Origin of the sequence: Maribacter chungangensis, from assembly GCF_042676845.1 — a bacterium.
Classification (GTDB): Bacteria; Bacteroidota; Bacteroidia; order Flavobacteriales; family Flavobacteriaceae; genus Maribacter; species Maribacter chungangensis.
Map to the genome: position 1 here is coordinate 17,909 of NZ_JBHTHY010000003.1, position 25,183 is coordinate 43,091.

Annotated in this window: 24 protein-coding genes; 19 read left to right on the top strand and 5 right to left on the bottom strand. The window is 37.0% G+C overall.

Annotated features, from left to right (window positions below):
- Positions 1 to 161 precede the first annotated feature (161 nt).
- The 6 genes from ACFQZJ_RS00115 to ACFQZJ_RS00140 are packed head-to-tail and all read left to right on the top strand — an operon-like array spanning position 162 to position 4,551.
- Positions 162 to 830 (top strand): acylneuraminate cytidylyltransferase family protein, encoded by a 669-nt coding sequence (locus ACFQZJ_RS00115; protein ID WP_379931510.1) that lies wholly within the window; start codon positions 162 to 164, stop codon positions 828 to 830.
- A complete protein-coding gene (locus tag ACFQZJ_RS00120) occupies positions 827 to 1,294 on the top strand; it encodes a YhcH/YjgK/YiaL family protein (protein ID WP_379931511.1) in 468 nt (155 codons plus the stop codon). The genes ACFQZJ_RS00115 and ACFQZJ_RS00120 overlap by 4 nt, the downstream gene beginning before the upstream one ends.
- Positions 1,272 to 2,060, top strand: a complete 789-nt coding sequence (locus tag ACFQZJ_RS00125; protein ID WP_379931512.1) for an HpcH/HpaI aldolase family protein — start codon at positions 1,272 to 1,274, stop codon at positions 2,058 to 2,060. Before ACFQZJ_RS00120 ends, ACFQZJ_RS00125 begins: the two co-directional genes overlap by 23 nt.
- Entirely contained in the window at positions 2,060 to 2,941 is an 882-nt protein-coding gene (locus ACFQZJ_RS00130) for an NAD-dependent epimerase/dehydratase family protein (protein WP_379931513.1), read from the top strand. The genes ACFQZJ_RS00125 and ACFQZJ_RS00130 overlap by 1 nt, the downstream gene beginning before the upstream one ends.
- A gap of 18 nt (positions 2,942 to 2,959) precedes the next feature.
- Entirely contained in the window at positions 2,960 to 3,619 is a 660-nt protein-coding gene (locus tag ACFQZJ_RS00135) for an HAD family hydrolase (protein WP_379931514.1), read from the top strand.
- The gene (locus ACFQZJ_RS00140; RefSeq protein ID WP_379931515.1) at positions 3,619 to 4,551 is read left to right on the top strand and encodes a phosphoglycerate dehydrogenase; all 933 of its coding nucleotides are present in this window, start codon (positions 3,619 to 3,621) and stop codon (positions 4,549 to 4,551) included. The genes ACFQZJ_RS00135 and ACFQZJ_RS00140 overlap by 1 nt, the downstream gene beginning before the upstream one ends.
- 186 nt (positions 4,552 to 4,737) lie before the next feature.
- On the opposite strand, the gene ACFQZJ_RS00145 is transcribed toward ACFQZJ_RS00140, so the two are convergent.
- A complete protein-coding gene (locus tag ACFQZJ_RS00145) occupies positions 4,738 to 6,480 on the bottom strand; it encodes a glycosyl hydrolase family 28-related protein (RefSeq protein WP_379931516.1) in 1,743 nt (580 codons plus the stop codon).
- A 253-nt stretch (positions 6,481 to 6,733) separates the two neighbouring features.
- Here ACFQZJ_RS00145 and ACFQZJ_RS00150 point away from each other — a divergent pair, with 253 nt between their 5' ends.
- The 9 genes from ACFQZJ_RS00150 to purD all read left to right on the top strand — a co-directional run bounded on the left by ACFQZJ_RS00150 (position 6,734) and on the right by purD (position 18,878).
- Positions 6,734 to 9,079 (top strand): acyltransferase family protein, encoded by a 2,346-nt coding sequence (locus ACFQZJ_RS00150; protein ID WP_379931517.1) that lies wholly within the window; start codon positions 6,734 to 6,736, stop codon positions 9,077 to 9,079.
- Between the two features lie 20 nt (positions 9,080 to 9,099).
- Complete coding sequence (locus ACFQZJ_RS00155; RefSeq protein ID WP_379931518.1) at positions 9,100 to 10,422, top strand: MATE family efflux transporter; 1,323 nt, start codon at positions 9,100 to 9,102, stop codon at positions 10,420 to 10,422.
- Positions 10,419 to 11,555, top strand: coding sequence for a hypothetical protein (locus tag ACFQZJ_RS00160; RefSeq protein WP_379931519.1), 1,137 nt, complete (start codon positions 10,419 to 10,421; stop codon positions 11,553 to 11,555). The genes ACFQZJ_RS00155 and ACFQZJ_RS00160 overlap by 4 nt, the downstream gene beginning before the upstream one ends.
- Before the next feature lie 14 nt (positions 11,556 to 11,569).
- A complete protein-coding gene (locus tag ACFQZJ_RS00165; protein ID WP_379931520.1) occupies positions 11,570 to 12,652 on the top strand; it encodes an EpsG family protein in 1,083 nt (360 codons plus the stop codon).
- 8 nt (positions 12,653 to 12,660) lie between these two features.
- The gene (locus tag ACFQZJ_RS00170; RefSeq protein WP_379931521.1) at positions 12,661 to 13,572 is read left to right on the top strand and encodes a hypothetical protein; all 912 of its coding nucleotides are present in this window, start codon (positions 12,661 to 12,663) and stop codon (positions 13,570 to 13,572) included.
- A complete protein-coding gene (locus tag ACFQZJ_RS00175; RefSeq protein WP_379931522.1) occupies positions 13,556 to 14,908 on the top strand; it encodes an O-antigen ligase family protein in 1,353 nt (450 codons plus the stop codon). Before ACFQZJ_RS00170 ends, ACFQZJ_RS00175 begins: the two co-directional genes overlap by 17 nt.
- Positions 14,909 to 15,214: 306 nt before the next feature.
- Positions 15,215 to 16,579: a sugar transferase gene (locus ACFQZJ_RS00180; protein ID WP_379931523.1), complete on the top strand. Its 1,365-nt coding sequence runs from the start codon at positions 15,215 to 15,217 to the stop codon at positions 16,577 to 16,579.
- Between the two features lies 1 nt (position 16,580).
- The gene (locus ACFQZJ_RS00185) at positions 16,581 to 17,558 is read left to right on the top strand and encodes a UDP-glucuronic acid decarboxylase family protein (protein WP_379931524.1); all 978 of its coding nucleotides are present in this window, start codon (positions 16,581 to 16,583) and stop codon (positions 17,556 to 17,558) included.
- Between the two features lie 48 nt (positions 17,559 to 17,606).
- Positions 17,607 to 18,878 carry a phosphoribosylamine--glycine ligase gene (purD, locus tag ACFQZJ_RS00190; protein WP_379931525.1) on the top strand — a complete coding sequence of 424 codons (1,272 nt, stop codon included), beginning with the start codon at positions 17,607 to 17,609 and terminating at the stop codon, positions 18,876 to 18,878.
- Between the two features lie 91 nt (positions 18,879 to 18,969).
- Here the strand turns inward: purD and ACFQZJ_RS00195 are convergent, their stop codons facing one another.
- Positions 18,970 to 19,191, bottom strand: coding sequence for a DUF6341 family protein (locus tag ACFQZJ_RS00195; protein ID WP_379931526.1), 222 nt, complete (start codon positions 19,189 to 19,191; stop codon positions 18,970 to 18,972).
- A gap of 41 nt (positions 19,192 to 19,232) precedes the next feature.
- Here ACFQZJ_RS00195 and ACFQZJ_RS00200 point away from each other — a divergent pair, with 41 nt between their 5' ends.
- Genes ACFQZJ_RS00200 through ACFQZJ_RS00210 form a run of 3 tightly spaced genes read left to right on the top strand, consistent with a single transcriptional unit; the run spans position 19,233 to position 21,962 of the window.
- Complete coding sequence (locus ACFQZJ_RS00200) at positions 19,233 to 20,171, top strand: hypothetical protein (RefSeq protein ID WP_379931527.1); 939 nt, start codon at positions 19,233 to 19,235, stop codon at positions 20,169 to 20,171.
- A 30-nt stretch (positions 20,172 to 20,201) separates the two neighbouring features.
- On the top strand, positions 20,202 to 20,810 hold the full coding sequence (locus ACFQZJ_RS00205; protein ID WP_379931528.1) for a DUF4254 domain-containing protein: 609 nt from the start codon (positions 20,202 to 20,204) through the stop codon (positions 20,808 to 20,810).
- Between the two features lie 60 nt (positions 20,811 to 20,870).
- Complete coding sequence (locus ACFQZJ_RS00210; protein ID WP_379931529.1) at positions 20,871 to 21,962, top strand: glycosyltransferase family 9 protein; 1,092 nt, start codon at positions 20,871 to 20,873, stop codon at positions 21,960 to 21,962.
- Here the strand turns inward: ACFQZJ_RS00210 and ACFQZJ_RS00215 are convergent.
- The 3 genes from ACFQZJ_RS00215 to ACFQZJ_RS00225 all read right to left on the bottom strand — a co-directional run bounded on the left by ACFQZJ_RS00215 (position 21,952) and on the right by ACFQZJ_RS00225 (position 23,819).
- A complete protein-coding gene (locus ACFQZJ_RS00215) occupies positions 21,952 to 22,569 on the bottom strand; it encodes a TetR/AcrR family transcriptional regulator (protein ID WP_379931530.1) in 618 nt (205 codons plus the stop codon). The genes ACFQZJ_RS00210 and ACFQZJ_RS00215 overlap by 11 nt on opposite strands.
- A gap of 241 nt (positions 22,570 to 22,810) precedes the next feature.
- A complete protein-coding gene (locus ACFQZJ_RS00220) occupies positions 22,811 to 23,374 on the bottom strand; it encodes a PIN domain-containing protein (RefSeq protein ID WP_379931531.1) in 564 nt (187 codons plus the stop codon).
- A complete protein-coding gene (locus ACFQZJ_RS00225) occupies positions 23,364 to 23,819 on the bottom strand; it encodes a helix-turn-helix domain-containing protein (protein WP_379931532.1) in 456 nt (151 codons plus the stop codon). Before ACFQZJ_RS00225 ends, ACFQZJ_RS00220 begins: the two co-directional genes overlap by 11 nt.
- Before the next feature lie 110 nt (positions 23,820 to 23,929).
- On the opposite strand from ACFQZJ_RS00225, the gene ACFQZJ_RS00230 reads away from it, so the two are divergent.
- Complete coding sequence (locus tag ACFQZJ_RS00230; RefSeq protein WP_379931533.1) at positions 23,930 to 25,156, top strand: DUF3644 domain-containing protein; 1,227 nt, start codon at positions 23,930 to 23,932, stop codon at positions 25,154 to 25,156.
- Positions 25,157 to 25,183: the final 27 nt, after the last annotated feature.

A 25,183-nucleotide genomic window follows, 5' to 3' on the forward strand; every position in this document is an offset into this window, starting at 1 on the left:
AATTGATCAAAATCGGAGCTTGATGAAAAAATCAGGGCTTGTTCAGAATAGTAATTATCGTATTTTTGAAAAAAGCTCCAAAGAACCCTGTGATATATTTAAGCTGAATTTTATCTATTATCTTTGAATTACAAGGATGCCAACTAAAGAAATCTAATCAAATGAGAATAACTGCACTATTACCGATGAAGGGTAATTCTGAAAGAGTACCTAACAAAAATCTGAAAAATTTTAGCGGTTCCCCACTATATCATAAAATTCTAAATAGTTTATTGGCCTCAAAATACATAAACAACGTTGTTGTAAATACCGACAGCAAGGATATAAGCAACGATATTTCGGCCAATTACGGTGAAAATGTAATTATTATCGATAGGCCGCAGGAGATCATCGGAGACCATGTCTCCATGAACAAGGTAATAGCTTATGATATAAACAAGGTACAATCCGATTATTATATACAGACCCATAGTACCAACCCACTTTTAAAGACAGAAACCATAGACAATGCTATCGAAACCTTGTTGAAAAGAAAGGACACCTACGACTCTATTTTCTCCGTTACCCGAATGCAGACTAGGTTATATGGCTGTGACGGCACTCCTTTGAACCATGACCCCGTACAGCTCATTAGAACGCAGGACTTGCCTCCTATATATGAGGAGAATTCCAATTTGTATATTTTTTCCAAACAATCGTTCGAAAACTCTGGAGGTAAGCGAATCGGAAAAAAAGCATTGATGTTCGAAATAGACAAAATCGAGGCAATAGATATAGATGAGCTACATGATTTTATTATGGCCGAATCTCTTTATAAAATACTAAGATGATATTCGATAGTATTGATAATTGGGGCACTTATTTCGATGCCTCAGGGATATTTGGAAAAATTTTAGATACATTATCAAGTGTAAGCGTCGATACTGCAAATGGCGAATACAGGATACATGAATCTTGTTATTATAAGGTCATGAGCTATGAAACAAAACTGGCCCCGACCATTATAGAATCCCATAAAAAAGAAGTGGATATCCAAGTAGTGTTAAAAGGAGGCGAGGGGATTAACATTTACAACAATACCCAGGTAGAAATTATAGCTCCTTACGATACCAAAACAGACTGTCAGTTTTACAAAAGCATACAAAAACCAAGCATAGATTTGCGATTGACGCCGGGTCAAATGGCCGTTTTTTTTCCTCAGGATATCCACGGCTGCCAGTATGCATTGGACAGTACTACCGAAACCATTAAGAAAATTGTAATTAAAATAGATGAAAAACTTTTTACACGTTAAGAGCAACCTAAAACAAAAGCTAAAGAACCGGGAACTATCCTTTGGGTCTTGGTTAACCATCCCTCATCAATCAATAGTAGAGATAATGTCCTCCGCTGGTTTCGAATGGCTTACCATAGACCTGGAACATTCTGCTATCGACATAGCTACCTTACAGAACCTAGTGGGGCATGTACAGGCCAATAAAATGGAAGCGCTGGTTCGTGTAAGCAAGAATGAGGAAGTGATTATAAAACGCGTTATGGATGCCGGTGCAAATGGTATCATAGTACCAATGGTTAAAAATGCAGAAGAGGCCAAACAAGCCGTTTCTTGGGTAAAATACCCACCTCATGGCACCAGGGGTGTGGGACTTTCAAGAGCGCAGCATTATGGCGTTGCCTTTAATGAATATAACAAGTGGGTTCAAGAAGAATCTATTGTAATAGCCCAAATAGAGCATATAGAGGGGGTGAACAATTTGGCGGAGATTTTAGACGTAGAAGGTATTGACGGAATAATTGTTGGCCCTTACGATCTTTCGGCATCTATGGGGAAACCTGGTATGTTTTATGACGATGACGTTAAGGAAGTACTGGCAAAAATTGATAAGATTACCTTGGAAAAATCCAAAAATTTAGGTTTTCACGTCATTGAATCGGACTATAAAAAGGTCATGGACAAGCTGGATATGAATTATAATTTTCTAGCCTTTAGCTTGGACTTTTTCTTTTTAGGAGACAAAGCCAGAGAGCAAATGCAACTTTTAAAGTCTAACTTGAAGTAATGAAAAAGGTACTGGTTTTTGGCGGTTTTGGTTTTTTAGGGCATTATTTGGTAAAAGAACTTTTAAATAGAGGTTTTAGCGTATCCGTGGCCGATATTTCTGAGGATAGGGAGCTCGCGGACAGCGTAAAATATACCTATTGTGATATTTCTGAAGAAGAACAGGTGAAAGCTGTTTTTGACTCGGACGATTTTAATATTGTTTATAATTTGGCCGGTTTTGCCAATTTGGATCAGGCGATAAAGTTTCCGCTAAAAACAATGAACCTGAACGTTATTGGCAATATGTACATTCTGGAACAGTGTGTAAAACATAAGATAGAAAAGTTTGTCTATGCCAGCAGTGCCTATGCTATGAGTAATAAAGGTTCGTTTTATGGCATAAGTAAATTGGCGTCCGAAAAGATTATTGAAGAATATCATAAAAAGTACGATGTACCCTTTGTAATCCTTAGATACGGTTCTGTGTATTCGGAAAGGGCGTATGATAATAATTACATTTACAATTTGGTAAAAGGAGCTGTAAAGGAAAAAACAATAGACCATCACGGCGATGGTTTGGAAATCAGGGAGTATATACATGCAGCCGATGCCGCAAAGTTGTCGGTTGATGTTATCGAGTCTGAAGAATTCCTGAACTTTCATGTAATATTGACCGGAACCGAGCGCATGAAACGTTTAGAGCTATTTCAAATGATAAAGGAAATATTGAATGGTGAAGTGGAAGTGAACTGTGATGATTCCGGTTACCAGAACCATTATAAATTTACCCCATACTCGTTTGAGCCCAGCGTAAGTAAAAAGTTGACCGCCAACCCGCACATAGATATGGGCCAAGGTTTATTGGAATGTATTAGGGCCGTCCATAATAACAAATCATAGTTTTAGAAAGGGAGAGGAATGCCAATAAGGAATATTTTTTTTGATTTTGACGGGGTTCTGGCAGAATCCGTGAGCGCCAAGACAGATGCATTTAAAGAAATGTACCTGCCACATGGAGAGGATATAGCCAAAAGCGTGGTTGAATATCACATCAATCATGGTGGAGTTTCAAGATTCCAGAAATTCAGGCATTGGGAAAAGGAGTTTTTCGGAAAAGATCTTAGCGATGTAGAATTGAATAGAATGGCAAATAGGTTTTCCGAATTGGTACTACAAAAAGTAATAGATTCCAAAGCAGTTCCGGACTCTCTATGGTTTTTAAAAAAATATGCCAATACACTTAGATTTTGGGTGATTACCGGTACACCTACTATCGAAATTGAAAAAATAGCTGTTTCCAGAGGGATAGACCATTATTTTGAAGGTCTCCACGGTTCTCCGGAAAATAAGAGGTATTGGTCGGAGTATTTACTCGATACATTTGATTTAAATAGAGAAGAAACATTGTTTTTGGGCGATGCCACAACAGATATGGATGCTGCCCAATTCTCAAACCTTCATTTTGCACTACGTAATAATGAGGAAAATAAAGGACTTTTTAAAGATTACACAGGACTCCAATTCGATACCTTTAAACAATTGGAAAAACTATTAATAGAACAAAAACTGTTACCCTAATGAAAGTATTGCTCACGTCAACATCGTTTCAGGACACTCCCGGGAGGCATCAAAAACTTTTAGAGGCCCAAGGATATGAGTTGGATACACTTAGGGGACCAATTTTAGAAGAAGAGTTGTTACCTATTATAGGAAATTACGATGCTGTTATCTGTGGTGATGATGAGTACACGGAAAAGGTCTTGATAAAGGGGTTTAAAGGTAGATTAAGATATATATCCAAGTACGGCGTAGGTCTGGATAGGATTGATCTGGATGCAGCAAAAAAATTGGGCATACCGGTAACAAATTGCCCGGGCGTAAACCAAGTATCTGTTTCCGAGCATGTTTTGGCATTATTGTTCACGTTTGAAAAAAATGTACATCTACAATACAATTCTACAAAGGAAGGAAGTTGGCAACGTTGGGTAGGTCATGAAATACAGGGAAAAACCATAGGAATAGTTGGTTTGGGAGCTGTGGGAAAGGAGCTTGCGAAAAAGTCTTGTGCCTTGGGGATGCAGGTTATGGCATTTGATATATTTGAGGACAAGGACTTTTTAAAAACACATTGTGATGTTAGGTTCGTTTCCGGTTTGGACGAAATATACGAACACGCAGATGTAATAAGCCTTCATGTACCCCACACGGCTGAATCCGAACACATGATCGGTGAGGAAGTGATTTTTGAGAAGCTAAAAAGAAACCCAATAATAATAAATACCTCACGGGGTATGTTGGTAGACTCCAACGCGATTATCAAGGGTCTCAAGCAAGCAAAGATCAGAGGTTATTTAACAGATGTTCTGGCCCATGAACCTATGTTGGACAGTGAAGTCCTAAAAGGAGTGGAAAACGTTATCATAACCCCCCATGTAGGCTCCAGAACCTTTCAAAGTGTAGAAAGACAGGGCACCATGGCGGTAAACAATCTTATAGAACTTATAAAATAAACCTGAGGTTACGTTAACGCTCAAATGAAGTCCAAGGCTACCGACCATGGGGAGTACAGTTTGGAGGAGATTCAGGTAAAAATTACGTCATAGCCATGGCTTCCGACTTTTTTTAACGGCATTATGCGAAAAAAAATGTATTAGATTATGCGTTGATTTTGGCTTAGCTTACTACTGATATACCAGTTAAAGTTGATATTTGGATATCACCTGCCATTGATTGCCATCGTAGACCATCGTTATTGCCTCGCCATCCAAAAGTTCAAAAGTATTCTTATTGTCTATTGTGGTCGAGGCAGACCTTATTTCAAGTGCATTGGAGTTTGTCCCTGTATTTTTTATAACCAGTTCCCTGCTAGTTTCCTCTTCAGTGGTATTAATGGTTACAAAACGCTTTCCTTCGTCCGTATTTACCAAAACGTTACGTATTTTCTTGTTCGTTTCAGCATTGGACGAGGTAATCATCGTGCCAAATTTAACTCCCGCCATTTGTGTAATACCTTGTTGTGCGGATATGTGGTTTCCAACTTTTGGATTTGTAAAAAAATCGTAAGAGCTTCCACCTCCAAAACCTTGTACACTTGGTTTTCCGTTAAAACTTCCAATACCGACCTTACCGGTATTAAAGTTACCAAAAACACCTTGGTAACTTTCCATATAATGTCTATTATTTGTTTTCCCGCTTTCGGAACCCAATCCAAATATCTGTCTACCATAACCTCTACCTTCTTTTGATGCAGGGTCCAGTATTAAATTGGTCTTGGCGTCACGAATAACAAAATCTTTCTTGACACCACTAAATTTTGAATTGATAATATCCGCATTAATGACGTTCTTGCCAACTTCGATACCTGTAAGTATTCTATCGTTGGCGCGCATGAAACTCTCCTTAAAGATAAAATTGGTGGTGTTTTCGACTTTCACCGCCGTTTGCCCTTTGTTTGAACTATGCCCCCCGGTTATAAAAGGACTGTAAAACGCGATCATATCATTATCGAACTTGCCGTTTAAATCACTTGTAACGTATATCTGTGGTTTTCCGTCATTTCTTCCGTTGCCTTCTAAAAATGTGGAATAGGACGAGAAATTGGTTAGATCCATAAGAATAAGACCTTCGTCGTAACATCCCTGTATAACCCCGCCAAAGAATTTTAGACCAGTAGAGGAGTTAATATCGCTATTCATGAACTTTGCACCAACGGTACAGTTTTCTATTTTAAAATTACTAAAATCAGTATTGGTTGCATTCAAGCCCAAAACACCATATTGCTTGGTGTTGTAGATAAAAAAAGAATCAAAGCTTGGCGTATAACAATTTGTAAGCTTAATGCCAATGGCACCCCCTTCAATAATTATATTGGACACCCCGCTATTTCTGTTAACTTGGTTTAGATGAATAGCGATAGACTCTGGATGAAACTGATTTATAAAAAGATCATTGATTTTTAGGTCAAATTTTTCATTCTCAGAACCAAAATCCAAGAATATGCCATTCCCCAGGAAATCTAAATAGGTTTTACCTACACCATCTCCAAAGATTTCTACACCAATGGTAGACGAGACACCTTTCTTAAACCTCCAGTGCCCCGATGGGATATAGACCTTACCCACATAAATGTCCCACTTGTTGTCCGATCGTAATTCCGTGCTTGTCACTATTGCGGCATCTATCGCAGCTTGCAGCGCACCGGAGTTGTCCTCACTTTCCAAGGAGGCGCCAAAATCTTCGATATTAAAAAAAGTGGGGCGTATGAGTTCCTTGAACTCTAGAGAAGTCCTGTTTATTTTTTCATAGGGAATTTTACTGGTTCCTATAAATCTGGCAATATCTTCGAAACGAAATATTCCGAAAGCCACAAGAAAACCAAGTGCTACAGAAAGTAGTATCGCAATAGGGTTTTTTAACCACCTTTTACTGTTTTTTCCCATCAAAATGTATCATTAATAATGACACAAAGATATAGGACATAGAATTAATGGGAAATTGTTTTGCAGTCAAAAATTAACATGCGGCAAAGTAAGTAAAATATGGTTAAGATAGAATGGGCTGGTTTTACCGTTTTTTTATCTTTATACTTATCTTTACACACGTATAACATACTTTAGAGCACCTTAACAAGGTCAAAACAATTTTAAACTAAATAGTAAGCCTTAAAGCAACAAAAATTATTCTTTTAGTTTTATGAGATATAGAAAGGATATTGATGGCTTAAGGGCTATTGCAGTTCTGGTCGTTATTTTTTGTCATTTAGGCATTTATTCTTTCAAGGGAGGTTTTTTGGGGGTTGATATTTTCTTTGTTATTTCCGGTTTCCTTATAACTTATAATATTACCCAAAAATTAAGTGAAGGTAGGTTTTCGTTCAAGAGTTTTTATTTGAACAGAATCAAAAGAATTGCTCCGGTCCTAATAGTTATTCTAATTTTACTTACCATTTTTAACCTTTTTGTACTGCTCCCCGACCCTTTAAGGAACTACCTTGAATTTTTACCTTATGCTTCGCTTGGTCTTGGAAACTATGCCGCTGCTAATTTGGGACATGGCTATTTTGATGCCGTTTCGGAAAGATATCAGTTATTGCATACTTGGTCATTGGGAGTTGAAGAACAGTTTTACCTGTTGGTGCCGGTACTGTTTTTTTTGATATGGAAAATTAAACAACCTAAATACCGGAACATACTAATTACCTGTATTTATTTATTCTCTATTTGCTTAAGTATTTATTTTGTAGAATTTACGGATCAAACGAAAAGCAACTATTACTTACTTCACACTAGATTTTTCGAAATATTTACGGGATCTATGCTTGCCATTTTTTACAACCAAGTCCCGCTATTAAAATCTAAAAATGGTGTTGGCGGGCTATATTTGGCTTCTTTTTTTCTTCTATTCTTTTTTTCTTACTTTTTTGATGGGTCTAGTCCCTGGCCGGGCACCAATGCACTGTTAGTTTCGCTTATTACAATTGTAATTATCTACTTGGGAAAAGAGGGTAATTCGCCCACGCTATTTAAACAAATTCTGGAACATGGGACAATGCGCTTTATTGGAAAAATTTCCTACAGTTTGTATTTATGGCATTGGATTATAATAGCTACGCTCGTAGAATTAGGTTATGAGGTAAGCGAGTTCACGTTACTGGGTAAATTGCTGTTGTTGTCCGTCGTAATGATTCCTATTTCCTATTTAAGTTGGAAGTATGTTGAAAATACCTTTAGGTATAATGTCACCTATAAATTTAGATATGCTTTTATGTTATGGGTAGTACTTCCGGTTTTATGTACGGTAGGTTTATTTAAGTATCAAAAATTGGCTCCTGAAAAGTTTTATGCCAAAGCAGAAATAGATAATACCGGTTATAGCTATAGTTCTAATATCACGCCTCATCTGAAAGTAAATGAAAACCCTCTCACAAAAGAAATCCAGAAAAAATACGGCAGTATGGAGTATTTTATTGGTGATTATTTAAATAGAAAAAAAACAAAAGAAATCACCACCAAGGAGGCGGAAGTGCTGATTTTGGCAAACTCTCACTTTCACGCGTTTAAACATTTCGTAGATAAACAATTAAAAGAAAAAAAATTGGTTGGTCACGTTTTACATGAAAGAACAGCAACTGTTTACAGACACAAAAACGCAAAGCAAAGATATGTAGAACTATTGAAAGGTAAGAAATATGTAGTGATATGGGTGAAACTGGATAACATAAATTTTGCAGGCACAAAAACAAAATGGGAAAGATGGATAATAGACGAAGCCCTAAAACAGGGAGTGCAGCCAATATTTTATGTTCCCGGCTTGGAATTGTCATCTGATAATGAAGCTCGTAAGAACATTTATGGGAACATATTGTTTGGGAAGACAGCCCAAGAAAAAGAAAACCAAGATAAATTATTTGGAAACATACCGGCATTACAGTATGCCCACACTCTTTTTGACGATTATAAAGATAAAATAAGATGGGTAGATTTTAAACCGTTAATGTGTGCGGACGATACCTGCCAGCTATGGTCCAATGATATTTTTGCGCTTTTTGACAAGCACCACATTACAAGGCAGGTAGGATACGAGCTTGGAGAGGATTATCAACTTAGGTATGAGAACATTTTTGACAAATCCTGGAAGCAAACCCCTATCTTGTTCAACAAGCCAATTGCAGTTGAAAATGACTTACAAGAATCCGAGGACGAAATCCATTACAAGAATGACGGCTATACGATAAGAATAGACCTATTGGATAAAACCTACAGTATCATAAAGGATTACAAGGAAAGCGATAAGGAAAGCATGTTTTTTTTCCATGTTTTTCCAGAAGAGTTGGATGTACTTCCCGAAAACCGTAAAAAGCATAAATTCGCCAATTTAGATATAAAAGGGGGTAAACAAATTTCTTTTACTAAAAAAGACACCTTTTTCTTTGGGAAGAACAATTTGCCCGATTACAAAATCAAAAGCATACATTTGGGTCATTTTAAACCTAAAGGGGACAAGTTTTTTGAAAAGACATTTCATATTCCTCGACCTTAATTTTTAATGTCCTAAGAATAATGTCAGAAAACGCCTATTCTTCCAAAAAGGTATTGCAAAAAGCCTTATTTAATATTGGCTTTCAAATAGTGCCAATAGCGACAGCCCTTATTCTTACGCCTTATCTTATCCAGAATATGGGAAAGGATGCCTGGGCAAAATATTCAATTGGAGTAAGTTTAATATTTTTGTCCAACTATTTTTCTTTTGGTATAGGCCCTACTTTAAACAGAAGGGTTTCCGAAATAATTGGACGAAAACAGCACCGTAGGATTAAGGAAGAACTAAAAGAGTGTGTTTCTTTTTCCTATCTCTTGGGAACTGTTTTTTTTACAGTGTTACAGCTAATACTTTATCTGGCCTATAGATCTGGAAGCTTTAGTGTTTTACAGAACTATATCGATTATACATTTTTCTTTATAGTACTTTGCGTTTTCTTGCTGGCCTTCATTATCATCCCTTACAGGTCATTATTGGAATCTTTCAGTGACTTTTACTTCCTCGCCATTGTAAGGGCGCTAACGGCTGCCATGTTATTTGTTGTGCCTTTCGTGTATGTTTACTTCTCCGCAATGGCCCTTGTGTCAATAGCTTTGGCTCTTTTTGTTTTCTACATATTGCTTTGTTTCATATACTTTTTTAGGATAAAGGTATATGAAAAAAGACTTTCATTCGATGTTTATAGTCCTTTTAAGAGGGTTGTGTTACAGCAGGTCTTTAAGTTTGAAATGAGCTTTCTAAAAGAAACGGTCTGGTTTAGTATTTTTTTCCTTACTTCGGCATTTGTGCTGTTTTTTGATAGGTTTTATTACCCATTGTTTTTCGACACGGATGTTATCTCCGACCAAGTTACCATGTTGGATTTGTTCAATAGGGTAGCCATTGTTACGGGGACTATTTCTTTGGTTTATTTTTCTGCTATTTCGGTTTGGTATCAAGAAAAGAACATTGCAAGAATTAAATCTAGTTTAAGGCTTCAGCTAATGGGTGTAGGCGTGTTGTTTGCGTTTATTTTACTACTTTCAAATTTCATTTTAGATGATATTTTAAAATGGTGGTTAAAAGATAGTTTTTCGGTTTTTATATATGAAAATGCCTTTCACTTGCTTTTAGGCGCGTTAATGATCAATTATACAATTATTTTCATACGACCGTTGCAAGCGATAGGAAAAATCAAAATAGTAAGTATTTGGTTGATGGGCACTACTTTTATTTATTTGGTCCTTGTGCTTTTTTTAGGGGTATACAGAGCAATAGAATATCATTATGTTGCATTCATGGTAAAAGCGTTGTTGGATATGATTATTCTTGTAACACTGTTAAAAAGAAATAAGATTTTATGATAGATAAGGTTTTAATATATGAGGTCCATTATTCTAATTTTAATAGATACGTCATTCCCCTAGCGGAATATCTGGTAACTAAAGGCGTTGCCGACCAAGTTATAATGGTTTATGATTCTTTTACGGCCCATGATAAAATTAAAGACCTTGCCGATGAACGGATACAGCTGGCGGAGGTTCGAACACAATACGAAGCTCTAAAAGGGAAAGACAACTCTAATACGGTTTTTTTCAACTATAGTTATAGAATTACGGATTTATATTGGACCTATAGATCAAAAAAGATAGGGATACACACCTATCAACTTCAACATGGGATGTATGCCGAGTTCTTGGAAAGAAGTTTTTTGGGCTATTTTTCTGCTATGAGCAGAAAAATGGTTTATTTGAAATATATGGTTTCTTTCTTGTTAAAAGGCAAAGGGGCTATTTTCTTGTATTTGCTTAACAAGGACTTTATGAAATCCTTCAAGGTAAATGCGTATTTGGAAAACCATAAAAAGTATGCGTTAACAGAAGTACAGTCCGATCATGTATTCGTTTGGGGCGATTATTGGAAGGAATGGTTTATGATAAACCATTATTACCCCAGTATGGCAAGTTTTACTACCGTTGGAAACCCTGATTATCACACCTTCATTAAAAACAAGAAGGCAGAAAGAAACCAAAATCAGGTTTGTTATATCGCACAAACCTTCGTGGAAGACGGCAGAATGGAAAAAGCCGATTATAAAGCCGTTATAGATCAGCTTGCGGATGCTTTTGAGGAAAGATTGGTTGTAAAGCTGCACCCTAGATCGGACAAGACCATTTTTGAAAAGGTTGTAGGCAACGGTGGTGGAATAACATACGATTTTCCTATTTCCGGTTTTTATGTGGGCCATTATTCCTCGCTGCTTGCACTGGCTGCTAACGAAAATAGTAAAGTATTTTTGTTGGAAATCAATAATGAGGAAATTCCGGAATATTTTAAAAATTCCGCTGACGGTGTCTTTACGACAATGGCTGCTTTGGTATCTGCCGTAATGCAGAAGAACACATCATCTGCTTCCAAAGAAATATCCTATTATTTTGAGAATAAAGAGGAGCATCCTTTTCAAATCATTTCTGAAAGGATTACGGGTCTAATCTAAAACTGTAAAGGTTAATGGAAATTTATAAACCAATACTACTTCAAGGCATTTCAATTTGTGCTTTATTGGTGTTCTTTATATTTTCTGTCCTTAAAAGATCATTTGTTTTAAAAATAGCGGCTTTAGGAGTGCTACTTGTTTTAATACTCGGGGTATTTATAAACAGGGACTACGGTGCAAATATTGATTTGCCGCTCTACATGGATTTTTACAAATATAATGTGGTCTTCGCAGACATATTTATCTCTAAGACCGCTTGGAAGGGCGATTTCTTGTTTTTTGGCTTAATGCCTATTTCCCATATTTTGGGTCTGGGGAAAGAGGATTATATCACTTTTCAATTAACGCTTAGTATTACACTAACATTCCTGGCTTATTTTTTATTTTTTAAGGACTCCAGAGCACTGGTTTTTTTAGCGCTTTTCTTTATGCTCAACAGCTCTTCCTTTTATTTGATACAGGGTAATGTAATAAGACAAGGGCTTTCTTCCTCACTTTTATTGTTGGGTATTTGCGCCAATACCGGGTTTCAAACAAATCTTTTTAAGACAATGGCCTTTTTTAGCCACAAAGGGAGCTTGTTTTCTTTCTTATCAGGCTTTTTGGACTACAAGAACAAGACAAGGATACTAATCCTTTCCCTAGCTTTGTTTATAGGGTATTTTTCGGTCTTTGTACATATCATTAATTTGTTTCCGCTACCAGAATTTATAGTTACTAAACTCGAATTTTATTCATCTTTTGAAAGGGCATCTTCAAATTCGTTGATAAAACTTGCACTATTGATATGTTTTAATATTTTATTTCTTTTTTTTAGAAATACCAATGTAGGGTACGAAAAGGCATATTCATTTTTCTTTGTGTTTTCTGTGGCTGCCTTGTTATTGTTTAGATTCGATGGTATGTTTTCCCGACTTGTCCTTTATACCGATATTTTTATTCCCATCTTGTCCGTAGGATGTATACAACAGTTTACGGAAAAAAGAAATAAGGTAATCGCAGCTTTAGTGATGATCGTTTTAAGTTTAACATACTCCGTTTATGTATTCAATCACGAATCCATTGTTTTTAACATGGGAGCATATTTTTCAATCTAAGCAACTCAATGAGATTTAGAACCTGCCAGTTTGTTCTTTTGATCAGTGCCCTCACAATAGTGGGTTGTAAAAGAACGCAAGACACTACAAACCAGTTCATAACGGACTTCTTAAGTGAGCACTCCGTTCAGGTCTATAAAAGTGAAATGCAACGCACAAGGGTAAATTATATTCCTAGAACCAAACTTTTGGTGTATAGTTTTTGGAAAAAGGAAATGTTCGATAAAAACGGGGATCTGTTCTTACATATTTATGCCAAGGATACAGCTCTTCTGCCAGAGGCAAGAAAGAAACATGGATTTATAAACCTTTCAATAAAAAAGGAAGATATTATGGTAATGGATTCATTGAATTTTTACATAACAAAAGACCTGTCTTCCTTCGGTGAGTTGGATAGCTTTGTTACAGGGCAGTATATTGGAAGCAAGAGAACATGGTTTGCCAAGCATAGAATCAATTCGATCTCCTCAAATGATACATCTATATACCATAACGCCAAGCTTGATAGCATTAAGAACATGCTAAAAATTGGCAAGAAAGATGCTGATTCTTTTGCTGCTCCTGCTTATAGGATGACTTTTTTAAACTATCTCTTAGCTTCGGGGTCCAAGCTCGTTTTTAGGGAGGAAAATGCTTTCAATGTATTTTGGAACCAAGACAGTTCACAAGTTTATATTACGTATAATATCGATGCTGATTTTTTAAAGTACGAATACAGTCTTAATTTTTTTGAAGGTAAGGAAGACCCTAGCGCTTTGTTAGAAACGGTATCGTTAACGGACCCTTCCCTCAATTTAAAACCTGGGAGCAACAAGGTATTGGCGATATGTATAAAAGTTCCCGAGCAAACAAAAAGGATGGCTATGTTACGCCTAGAAACAGATAGGCCTAAAATGGTTTTTAATGCCAAATTTGACTAGTGGTCGTTTAGGACCGGTACAGAACTCAAAAATGAAACATGTAGGAGTTTTTATGAGGGTAAATCTTTTGAGCATAGCAATGGCACTATGCATCGGTCTTTTGCCCTGGAACGAAAAATGGAATACGATAAGTATTATTGTATTATTTGCTGGTGTTTTGTTTGATGCTGTTATTAAGAAACGAAAGTATAGACTGGACCTTAAACGTTTTTTTGTTGGTTCGGGAGTTTTTTTTGTGGCGCTTTTGTGGTTGCCTTTATCAGATGACCTAAGTACTGGTTGGTCCTATTTGGAACGTTTATTAACCGCTGCACTCTTTCCTTTACTGTTTTCCATGGTTGTAAAGTATTGTAAATTAAATATAAGATATATCTTTTTTGCCTTTATGGCCTCTTGTCTTTTTAGATACCTCTTTTTTTTAGGGGGATTGCTGGAGTTTGAGCTCTTGTTTATATTGGATTATTGGAATGAAGTTTTGATTCAGTTTAATCAGTTTTTTAAACAAAAAGCCTTGCATCCATCTTATTTTTCCATGTACCTTGGTTTTTGTGCGATTATTTGTTTCTATTTTTATAGCATATCAAAATCTCTTCGCCAACGAAGCTTTTGGATTGGATCTTTGTTCGTTTTTCTTCTGATCAACCTCACTTTAGCATCTAAAATGCCTTTTGTCGCAACGATCGCAGCTCTTATTTTTGGAGTAGCTTTCCATTTGTATAAAACAAGTGGTAGCAGGGGAAGGAAGCGATATATAGTAGGCTTGGTCGTTGGTTTGGTTGCCTTCGGGGTTTATATATACAAAGTACCGAATGTTATTAAACAGGATATAGGCAACTATTACGACTATTTTTCTGGAAAAAACTCGGAAAGTCTTTATGATTATAATCAATATGGAACGAACTATTCCTTGGAGACATGGAATAGAACCAATAGAATTCATATTTGGAAATCTAGTATTTCTTTGTTAAAAGCTAATTTTTTACTGGGAGTAGGCACTGGGGACATAAGGGCGGAACTAAACAACCAGTACCTTGTAGATGGCCATCCATATTTGTCAAATAAAGATGCGAATACCCATAATCAATATTTAGACTATTTCATTAAGTTTGGAATTTTTGGTTTTGGTATTCTCTTGTTTTGCTTTTATACCTATGTTAAAAGTGCCCTTAACAAAAGCAATCCCACGTATTTGATGTTTCTAATTTTAGCTCTTATGTGTATGTTTACCGAAAACATTCTCAGCAGACAGCTAGGTATTGTTTTCTTTTTTTTCTTTCAGAGCCTGTTTTTCTTTTCAGAAAGTAAAGAGGTTAAAACCTCTGCTTGTACAAATTGATGAAAAGTTGCCCTATTCACAAAAGAAACAACTTAGGTATTATTGAAATTAAACTTAACTTTGGCAATTAAGGATTGTAAATAGAAGACCTGTACTGCAGTGTAGCGGTCTTCGATTAAAACAGTGATTTTGGATAGCCGTAAGCAATAGGGCTAATTGGCCAGAACAACAAATAGAACAAAAGCGAAGGTAACTGCCAAATGGCTATCTGTATTTTAAGTGCCATTTTCCCCACTGTTTGGCCAGGGCCTATTTGACATCGGTTTGAACAATCGGTATTGCAACATGTAGTTTAAAGTAATTATAATGGCTAGACGCTCTATATTAAACTCTTTGGAACGCAAGTTCATTCTTTTAATAGGAGACTTGTTAATAGTGTTGGCGAGTTTAAATTTTTTTGTGCAGGACGTTATAGATGTTCAGTTCATTTCCGTTAAACTTAATGTGGTAGTATTCAGTTTTGGAACGTTATCGTTTTTTGCTCTATCTTATATTTTGGACTTTTATAATCTACAGAGAACCTTAAAGCGAAAATATGTGGTTTCTCAAGCCTTATATATTACCGCTTTGTTCGTTTTAACCGTTTTTATTTTCATACTCATACTTTTTGACGCTAGTTTTTGGATAAAATATCTTCTCATATTTTTACTGCTAACACCTATCCAGGTTGCGCTTTGGAGACTTTTTTTTGTTAATGTCTTCCGAATTATTCCAACAACAAAAAATGTGTTGCTCATATACGATATAGATAGCCAATCAGAGGTGAAAGAGGTAACAAATGTAATAGATGGCGGCGATGAAGAGACATTCTATAGGGTTAAGCTAACCTACAATATCAATCAACATGTTCCAATTAGAAAAAACTTTATAAAAGCAACGGAGAAGATAGATTCCTGGATCATTAACGTTAAGAATTATAACGACCTTCCAGAAGATATTGAAAAGATGATACTTCGGAGCATACTTAAAGGGAGGGAAGTAATATCATATACATCGTTTTACGAAAATACATACGAGGCGCTGCCCATACAGTCCCACAACGATAGTTTTTATGAAATACTTCAACTAAGAAACAAGAAAATAAGGTATTTACAGACTATTTTTGGTTTTAGCATCAATTTTACTTTGGCATTGATCGTTGGTGTTGTCTTTTTAATATGCACCCCGTTTGTTTGGTTATTTAATTTATTTTTAAATAGAGGGCCTTTATTCTATACCCAAAAACGTGTTGGGTTACATGGAAAGGAATTCAAGATTTATAAATTTAGGTCCATGGTCGTTGATGCGGAAAAGGCGGGCGCAAAGATGGCAACCAAGAACGATGCGAGGATAACGCCGTTCGGTAAAATTTTGAGGGCTTTTAGGATAGACGAACTTCCTCAGATTATATCCGTGGTAAAGGGAGATATGCAGTTCATTGGCCCAAGGCCGGAGCGTAAGGTATTTGTAAACCAACTTAACGACCGTGTTCCATTTTATGCCGCTAGGCACTTAATACGGCCGGGCATTACGGGTTGGGCTCAAGTAAAATATAAATATGGCGAGAATCTCGATGATTCGATAAAAAAATTGGAATATGATCTTTATTATATTAAGAACAGGTCTATAACCTTGGATATTAGAATAGTGTTTAAAACAGTAACCACCGTATTGTTTTCTAGAGGAATGTAAAATGAAAAAAATATTAATTACGGGTGCAGCGGGTTTTCTCGGTTCACACTTGTGCGACAGGTTTATAAAAGAGGGATATCGCGTTATCGGTATGGACAATCTTATAACCGGAGACCTTAAAAACATTGCGCACCTTTTTCCATTGGAACAATTTGAGTTCCATCATCACGATGTATCCAATTTTGTACATGTATCCGGTACGCTTGATTATATTCTGCATTTTGCTTCACCTGCAAGTCCTATAGATTATCTCAAAATCCCCATACAGACCCTTAAAGTCGGCTCTTTGGGAACCTTGAATTTATTGGGACTGGCAAAACAAAAGGGCGCACGAATTTTAGTAGCATCTACGTCCGAGGTCTATGGAGATCCGTTGGTGCACCCGCAGACCGAGGAGTATTTTGGCAATGTAAATCCGGTAGGGCCCAGGGGAGTGTACGACGAAGCAAAACGCTTTATGGAATCCATTACTATGGCCTATCACAGGTTCCATGGTTTAGAGACGCGCATTGTACGTATTTTTAATACCTATGGGCCTCGAATGCGCCTTAATGACGGTAGAGTGGTACCTGCATTTATGGGACAGGCTTTAAGAGGCGAAGACCTGACCGTTTTCGGAGATGGTTCACAGACCCGTTCTTTCTGTTATATCGACGATTTGGTAGAAGGTATATACCGATTGTTATTTAGCGACTATGCAGCGCCGATGAATATAGGGAATCCACATGAAACTACGATCCGGGAATTTGCCGAGGAGATTTTGGCACTGACAGAGGCAAATCAAAAGATTATTTATAAACCCTTGCCGACCGATGACCCAACACAAAGACAACCAGATATTACCAAGGCAAAGGAAATTCTGGGATGGGAGCCCCAAGTTGGCCGCTCGCAAGGACTTAAAATCGTATACGATTACTTTAAATCCTTGACAAAAGAAGAATTACAAAAAAAGGAACATCGGAGTTTTTCCGATAGATAGTTAATTTAAAGTAGTGCAAGTCCTATTTTTATCAAAATTTAAAAACACATGAATATTTTAATTCTAGGATCCGGTGGCCGCGAACACGCCTTGGCTTGGAAACTGAAACAGAGCAAAAATTTAAACCAACTATTTGTAGCTCCAGGTAATGCGGGCACGGCCCAAATTGCCAAAAACATACCAATTGGTGTAAATAATTTTACAGATATCAAGGAATTTGTGTTAAAAAGCAATGTAAATATGGTCGTTGTTGGACCAGAAGACCCTTTGGTAAAAGGAATACATGATTTTTTTCTAGAAGACGAACAATTAGCGGGCATTCCGGTTATCGGTCCGCAGAAAATGGCTGCAACCTTAGAGGGCAGTAAGGAGTTTGCTAAGGAATTTATGATGCGGCATAATATTCCAACAGCACGGTACAAAAGTTTTACCGCTACAAATGTGGAAGATGGCTATGGCTTTTTGGAAACACTAAATCCTCCTTACGTATTAAAGGCAGATGGTCTTGCTGCCGGTAAAGGAGTTGTTATTCTAAATAATTTAGAAGAGGCAAAAAAGGAACTTAAAGCGATGCTCGTAGACGAAAAGTTTGGGTCGGCAAGTGCAACGGTGGTTATTGAGGAATTTTTAGATGGAATTGAATTAAGCGTTTTTGTACTCACCGACGGTGAAAGTTATAAAGTACTACCTACAGCAAAAGATTACAAACGTATCGGCGAAGGAGATACGGGACTAAATACGGGCGGTATGGGCGCTATTTCCCCTGTTCCTTTTGTAGATGAGCTGTTAATGCACAAGATAGAGCAACGAATAGTGAAGCCTACCGTAGAAGGCCTTAAAAAAGACAAGCTGCCCTACAAAGGTTTCATATTCATTGGACTTATAAAAGTGGGCGATGACCCCAAAGTAATAGAATACAATGTCCGTTTAGGAGATCCGGAGACAGAGGTCGTGCTGCCGCGGATCAAAAATGATTTAGTGGAAGTGTTCCAATCAGTGGCAGATGGCACCTTGAATAGAGTTGATCTAGAGATAGATACACGAAGTGCTACAACAGTAATGACGGTTTCCGGCGGGTATCCCGGTAGTTATGAGAAAGGAATGGAGATTACGGGAATCGATACGATAACCGATTCCCTGGTATTTCAAGCGGGTACAACGGTGAAAGATGGGAAAACAGTCACAAATGGGGGCCGTGTCATGGCCATCACTTCTTTTGGGGAGGATTTTAAATCGGCCTTGGCCATATCCTACAAAAATGTAAAGAAGCTTTCTTTCGAAGGTATAAACTATAGGAAAGATATCGGATTCGACCTGTGAAGCTATATGAAATCCATTAAATAAAAGCACCGCTAACTTCGTATACGATACGAAGTTAGCGGTGCTTTTAAGTTATACAAATAACAGTTGTTTACAAAAAAGAGTGAGAAGTACAGGACTTGTCCTCTTCACCTGCATCGTTATATTTTTTCAGTTCTAACATCCAATATACAAAAGCCACGGAACCAATTAACATAAAAATCCAATTTACGCTATTGGATAGTGTCCAGCTTTCCATAAATCGTAAAACATCGAACGGTGCAAATAGTACATTCACAAATAAATCGGCGATACCTTCAAAAAATGACTTCATCTTATTCCTATATTTACATTGCAAAAGTATAAAAATCGTAGATGATTTCAAGCATTTTTGGAAAAACAAAACCTATTAACTTTATAATAGTATTAGGTTTTTTATTTCTTTTTTATTGGACGGTGCAGATATACCTTCTTCAAACCGATTTTTCAACGAACCAATTGGTTGTAGAAATATTGGTTATAAGTATTCTTTTGTTCAGTGTTTTTATCGTTGATTTCATTGTAAATAGAAATAAACTTACAGGCGCTAACTCCTACGCCATATTTTTTTATGCGCTCCTATTCGTTGTTTTTCCAGAAACGCTATCCGACAGTAATGCTGTGTTATGTAGTCTATTTCTCTTACTTGCCACTAGGAGACTTTTGAGTATCAAATCCTTAAAAGATATAAAGTCCAAAGTTTTTGATGCTACGCTTTGGGTGCTTATTGCCAGTATATTTTATGATTGGGCAATATTGTATTTGATACTTGTGTTTGTTACGATCTATATCTATGAACCAAAGAACATAAGAAATTGGTTGGTAATATTTTCCGCGGTGTTTACATTTTTTATGGTCACGTACATGGTTTTGATTCTCGCTAACACTACCAATTTTCTAATATCTCATTATACTTTCATAATTGATTTTAACGCCATTTATCCTGCAAAATGGGATTCCAGTATTAAAGTTAGCGCATACATAATCATTAACCTTGTACTTGCATTTTGGTCTTTTTTAGCGTTAGGCAAAGCCGGAACGGGTAAGATTATAACCACAAGGCTAGTGGCCCTTTCCTTCGTTATAGGTCTGCTAGTAAATTTACTGGTGCTCACAGAAAGTACCTTTGCGATTATGATAACCTTTTTTCCCTCTGTTATTTTTATTTGTAATTATATAGAATCCATAAAACGAAAGAGCTTGTTAGAGCTTCTGTTAGTGCTTAGCGTTGTGGTGCCCATGCTTGCTTTTTTAGTGAAGTTGTGGGTTGGGTAATTAGGACTATATTTGTAAAAAAGCAGTATTATGTTCAGCAAAACGGCCTTTAGGATTTTCGAGGAAAGTATAGGGAAATATCATGTAAAAGATGAGGTAGACCAATCGTTTTCGAATCCATATCCAACGGATAGTATCGAGCATTTATTATATCGGAAGAATTGGATAGATACCGTACAGTGGCATTACGAGGATATTATTCGCGACCCGGAAATTGAACCCGCCGCCGCTCTTGTTTTAAAACGAAAAATAGATGCCAGCAACCAGGACAGAACGGATTTGGTAGAATATATAGACAGTTATTTTCTTAAGAAATACCAATCGGTAGAAATTAATGGGGATGCCACTATAAACACGGAAAGTCCCGCTTGGGCCATTGACCGCCTTTCTATTCTTGCCCTAAAAATTTACCACATGAACGAGGAGGCAACCCGTACCGATGCATCCGCGGAACATTTGGATAAGTGCAAGAAAAAGCTGGCCGTCCTATTGGAACAAAAGACTGATCTGTCTATCGCAATAGACCAACTTTTGTCCGACATTGCTTCTGGAAAAAAGTACATGAAGGTGTATAAGCAGATGAAGATGTATAACGACGATGAGCTGAACCCAGTCTTAAGAAAGACAGCAAAATCATAGTATGGCAAATAGGGCCGTTCCTATTTAGACACGTTTGTAGATCAATTAAATCGATAATTTTTGAAAAAGGGGACCAAACATAACCTAAGTACTGCCCCTTCCAAGTCAAAACGACTTTTGGTGATACGGTTGTCCGCCATGGGCGATGTAGCTATGACGGTTCCCGTATTGCTTGCCCTAACACAAAAGTATCCAAACCTCCAGCTCACCGTACTTTCCAAACCATTTTTTGAACCTATCCTAGCGCAAATACCAAACGTAACTGTTCATAAGGCGGATGTAAAAGGAAAGCACAAAGGTATTTTAGGTCTTTGGAGATTATTCAAAGAACTAAAACAAATCAAGATCGACGGAGTTGCAGACCTGCACAATGTCCTTAGAAGCACTATCCTAAAGCAGTTTTTTAGAATAGAAACGATTCCTTTTCGGCAAGTGGATAAAGCACGAAAAGAAAAGAAAGTGCTTACTGCGGCAACCGATAAGGTATTTGAACCTTTAAAGTCCATGCATTTACGCTATGCCGATGTTTTTAAAGAACTAGGTTTTCCTGTGGAACTTAAAAAAGACGACGTTTTACCTAGAAAGGAATTGCCCTTAGGTCTAAAGCAGCATTTAGCACTTATAGACAAACCATTAATGGGCATAGCACCTTTTGCCGCTTTTAAAGGGAAGACCTACCCATTGGAATTCATGAAAACAATAGTGCGTCAACAAAATGAGCTTGGAACGCATCACATCCTGCTTTTTGGAGGCGGCAAAGAAGAAAAACAGGTATTGGAATCTTGGGAAAAGGAATTTCAACATTGCAGCAGTATTGTAGGTAAAATCGAATTTAAAGAGGAATTAGCTCTTATTTCCAATCTAGTCCTAATGGTGGGCATGGACTCTGGCAATGCACACTTGGCCGCCATGTATGGTATTCCAACACTTACACTATGGGGCGTAACGCATCCGTATGCCGGGTTCTATCCTTTTGGGCAAGATTCGGCTAACGCATTGTTGGCCAACAGGGAGAAGTATCCTTTGATACCTACCTCTGTTTATGGCAATACATTTCCTGAAGGTTACGACCGCGCCATGGAAACCATCGCTCCGGAACACGTGATACAAAAAATTAGCGAAATATTGGATTCGGTAAAAGCTACGCCGTAATTTGTTTGGCTTCGATCAGTTTGAAATATTGTTTAAGCTGGCTCATAAATCTGTATTTTCTGGCGCTAGGGGCGATACCGGCCATAAGGGTACGAACACCAATGTATGAACTCATTAAATAGGTGGCTACGGCCTCACAATCAACATGACGGTCCAGGTGACCATTAAATTTTCCTTTTTGTAGCGTAGAAACCAGGTTTACTTCCCAGATAGAAAGAATATCGTTAAGGTGTTTCATTATAGTTTCGTTCCTGCCATTAAATTCGGATAAGAAATTACTAAGAATACAACCAAAGTCCATTTCATTATGCACCGCTGTTTCTAGGGCATCTTCAAAACATTGGGTAATCTTAAGGATTGGGTTGTCATGACCTTCAATGGGTTCTATTAAGGTACTATATACTTTTCTGGCCAATAGATTTTGAACGATTTGAACAAAAAAATCTTCTTTAGAATCAAAGTGATAGTAAAAGGCTCCTTTACTCATGGAGAGTTCTTTTAACACATCGTCTACACTTGTGTTATAGTATCCCTTGGTATAAAATAGCTCTAAGCCTTTAGCCTGCATACGTTGCATGGTAGCCATGCGTTTTAATGATTTGTCCATAATTTCAAGATTTGGGTTCATCCGACCATTTGGTCTATACAAAGAACCCTCAGATTGTATTTAGGAACAGGATATTTGGACGTATGGGTGTAAATTATCGCTCAAAGTGCATACTATCGATGTACTACCTAGAACGTTCAGATATTTACCGACCAAGCGGTCGGTTTAAGTGTCTTGTTTTTTGGTTGAAACGAGGAGGAAAAGTTACAAGTATTAGGCTAGAAGTGGCATTTTAATACGTTTAAAGCTGAGAATGTAAAAAATTGGCGGTATCTAGTAGCCCTCGGTTTCTTAGGATATCTAGTAGCTCAAATTCATCCAGATCTGGGTTTCTGCGATTTAGTACCATTTCTTTAAACGCTTTAATAGCCTGCTCAGGATTTAGGTCAATGATGTCCGTTAGAAAGTCATCTGCTGTTTTTGCACTCAGACCGGAGGAGGATAAATAATCTTTAGGAAAGTCCTTGATGTTATTGGTGACAATTACATTGGCATTGGTTTTAATTGCAGCAGCCAGTACATGGCAATCCTTGGGGTCTGGTAATTCCAGTCCTGAAATTAATCCGCTATAATTTGTGACCAAGGCATCCGGAAAGGCAAGGTTCGCCACTTCAATACGTTTGTGTGCCTCTTTTTCCGAAACTCCTTTTCGTTTCATAACGTCCTGCCACTCGTCAAAAATATGGGCACTCCATTTTGGAGTATATAAATCGTAATGGGCGAACCAAAAAAGTAAATCCCGTATTTCTATAGGATAAATCACATTGGTGTCCAGCACACAAATAAAGCGAACGCTATGAATCATATAAACCTAGCGCTTCGTCAGACTTCATAATATCAATGATGCGTTGTTTTTGTACCGCCTTCATCTTTCTTTTGTATTCCATTACATCCTCAAACTTTATACGCCTATGTTTGCCTACTTTAGTGAAATCTATTTCACCCTCTTCTAATAACTTCACAAAATGAGGTCTGGAGCAACCAAGCATTTCCGCAGCCTTTTGGGTAGTTACTTCGGTCGCAAAAGGAACCAGTGAAAATGGTTTGCCCTGGCTCATGGCCTCTAAAATATCTCCTAAAAGCTTTAAGGCACTTAAGGGAATTTTAATACGCTCCTGAGTTTCTTCTATCTCAATTTCAGGATTTTTAGATTTCAATTCTTTTAAAACAGCAGCAAGGGCATCATAAGATGTAATAGCCACTTTTTGCTCATCTTTAGAGGGTTTGTTGATGTTGTTATAGGTTTCCATTCGTGTATTATATTTAATAGTTATACAATATTAAACGAAATAAACGAAATATTGTTATATTTAAGTGTTAACTTATATGTCTTATTATCTCAATTAAACTCTTTAATTAAATGAAATCAGCAAATGAGAAACAGAAAAAAACTCTAGCTTTTTTGCAAAAAAAAGAAGGGGCAAACAAAACCTTTACAGCCGAAGAACTCTCTGAAGCCTCTACCTATCCTTTAAAAGCAAGTCTGCTTGCCAAACTGAGTAGAAATGAGTTTGGGGATTTTATAGTGCGTGTAAAAGATAATACCTATAAGGCACAGCATACTTTGCCATTAAAACCAAATGAGTATGCTAATATGACGAGTTCGAGATTTAGGCATGAGCATCCGTCTTCACATTCGACAAATACAATAGAGAAAAAAGAATCAGAACGGATTGTAGATAAAAGCGTTCAAGCTGCATTGGCTTCGATAGAGATTTACAACAAACCAAACTTTAAGTATAGGGAGGAAACTTTTTCAGTCCTATTAGTCAATGCTTGGGAACTCCTAATGAAAGCGAGAATATTGTCTACGAATTTTGAAGATATCCATTCTCTTTATATCGAGAACAGCAAAAGCACTAGTGGTTTTGAGGAGTCAAGAGCTGGTATACCTAAAACTATTTCGATAAATAAAGCGATTAAAATATTATCGCTTGACACTACTTTGACTAGTAATCTTTACGCATTAATTGAAATTAGAGACAATGCAGTCCACTTTAAAAATAACAGCCATCTTCTTCATATGAAGGTTTTGGAAATTGGTGTTGCCAGTCTTCAAAGTTATGTAGAAATGATAAAGGAGTGGTTCAAATACGACTTATCGCGGTATAATTTTTATATCATGCCGATGTCTTTTTATCATAGCTTCGAGATGAAGAGTTTTTCTATAAATTCAGATAGTGAGCAGAATCAAATGCTCTTAAAATATATTTCAAAGGTGGAGAAAGAACACGATTCTGAATATCCTGGGCGTCATAATATCTCATTGATTTTGGAGACCGAATTGGTAAAATCTAAAATGCGATTCGATCCTGAAAATGATAAAGCTATTCCAGTAAAATTGACTGATGAAGACTTTAGAAAGAAATATCCGTGGAATAACAAGGACCACCTGATTCCTAAACTACAAGAACGTTATAGTAATTTTTCAGAAAACACCAGCTTTCATAAACTGAAAAAGGAGATGTGGGAGAAAACTAATTTTTCAGGAACAAGAAGAAGCGATGAAGATAAACCACATACTGAAAAACGGTTTTATTCAACCAACGTGTTTAAATGGTTCGATGATTATTATACAAAAAAATGATGTCCTTTTATAATAACCGTCAAAATC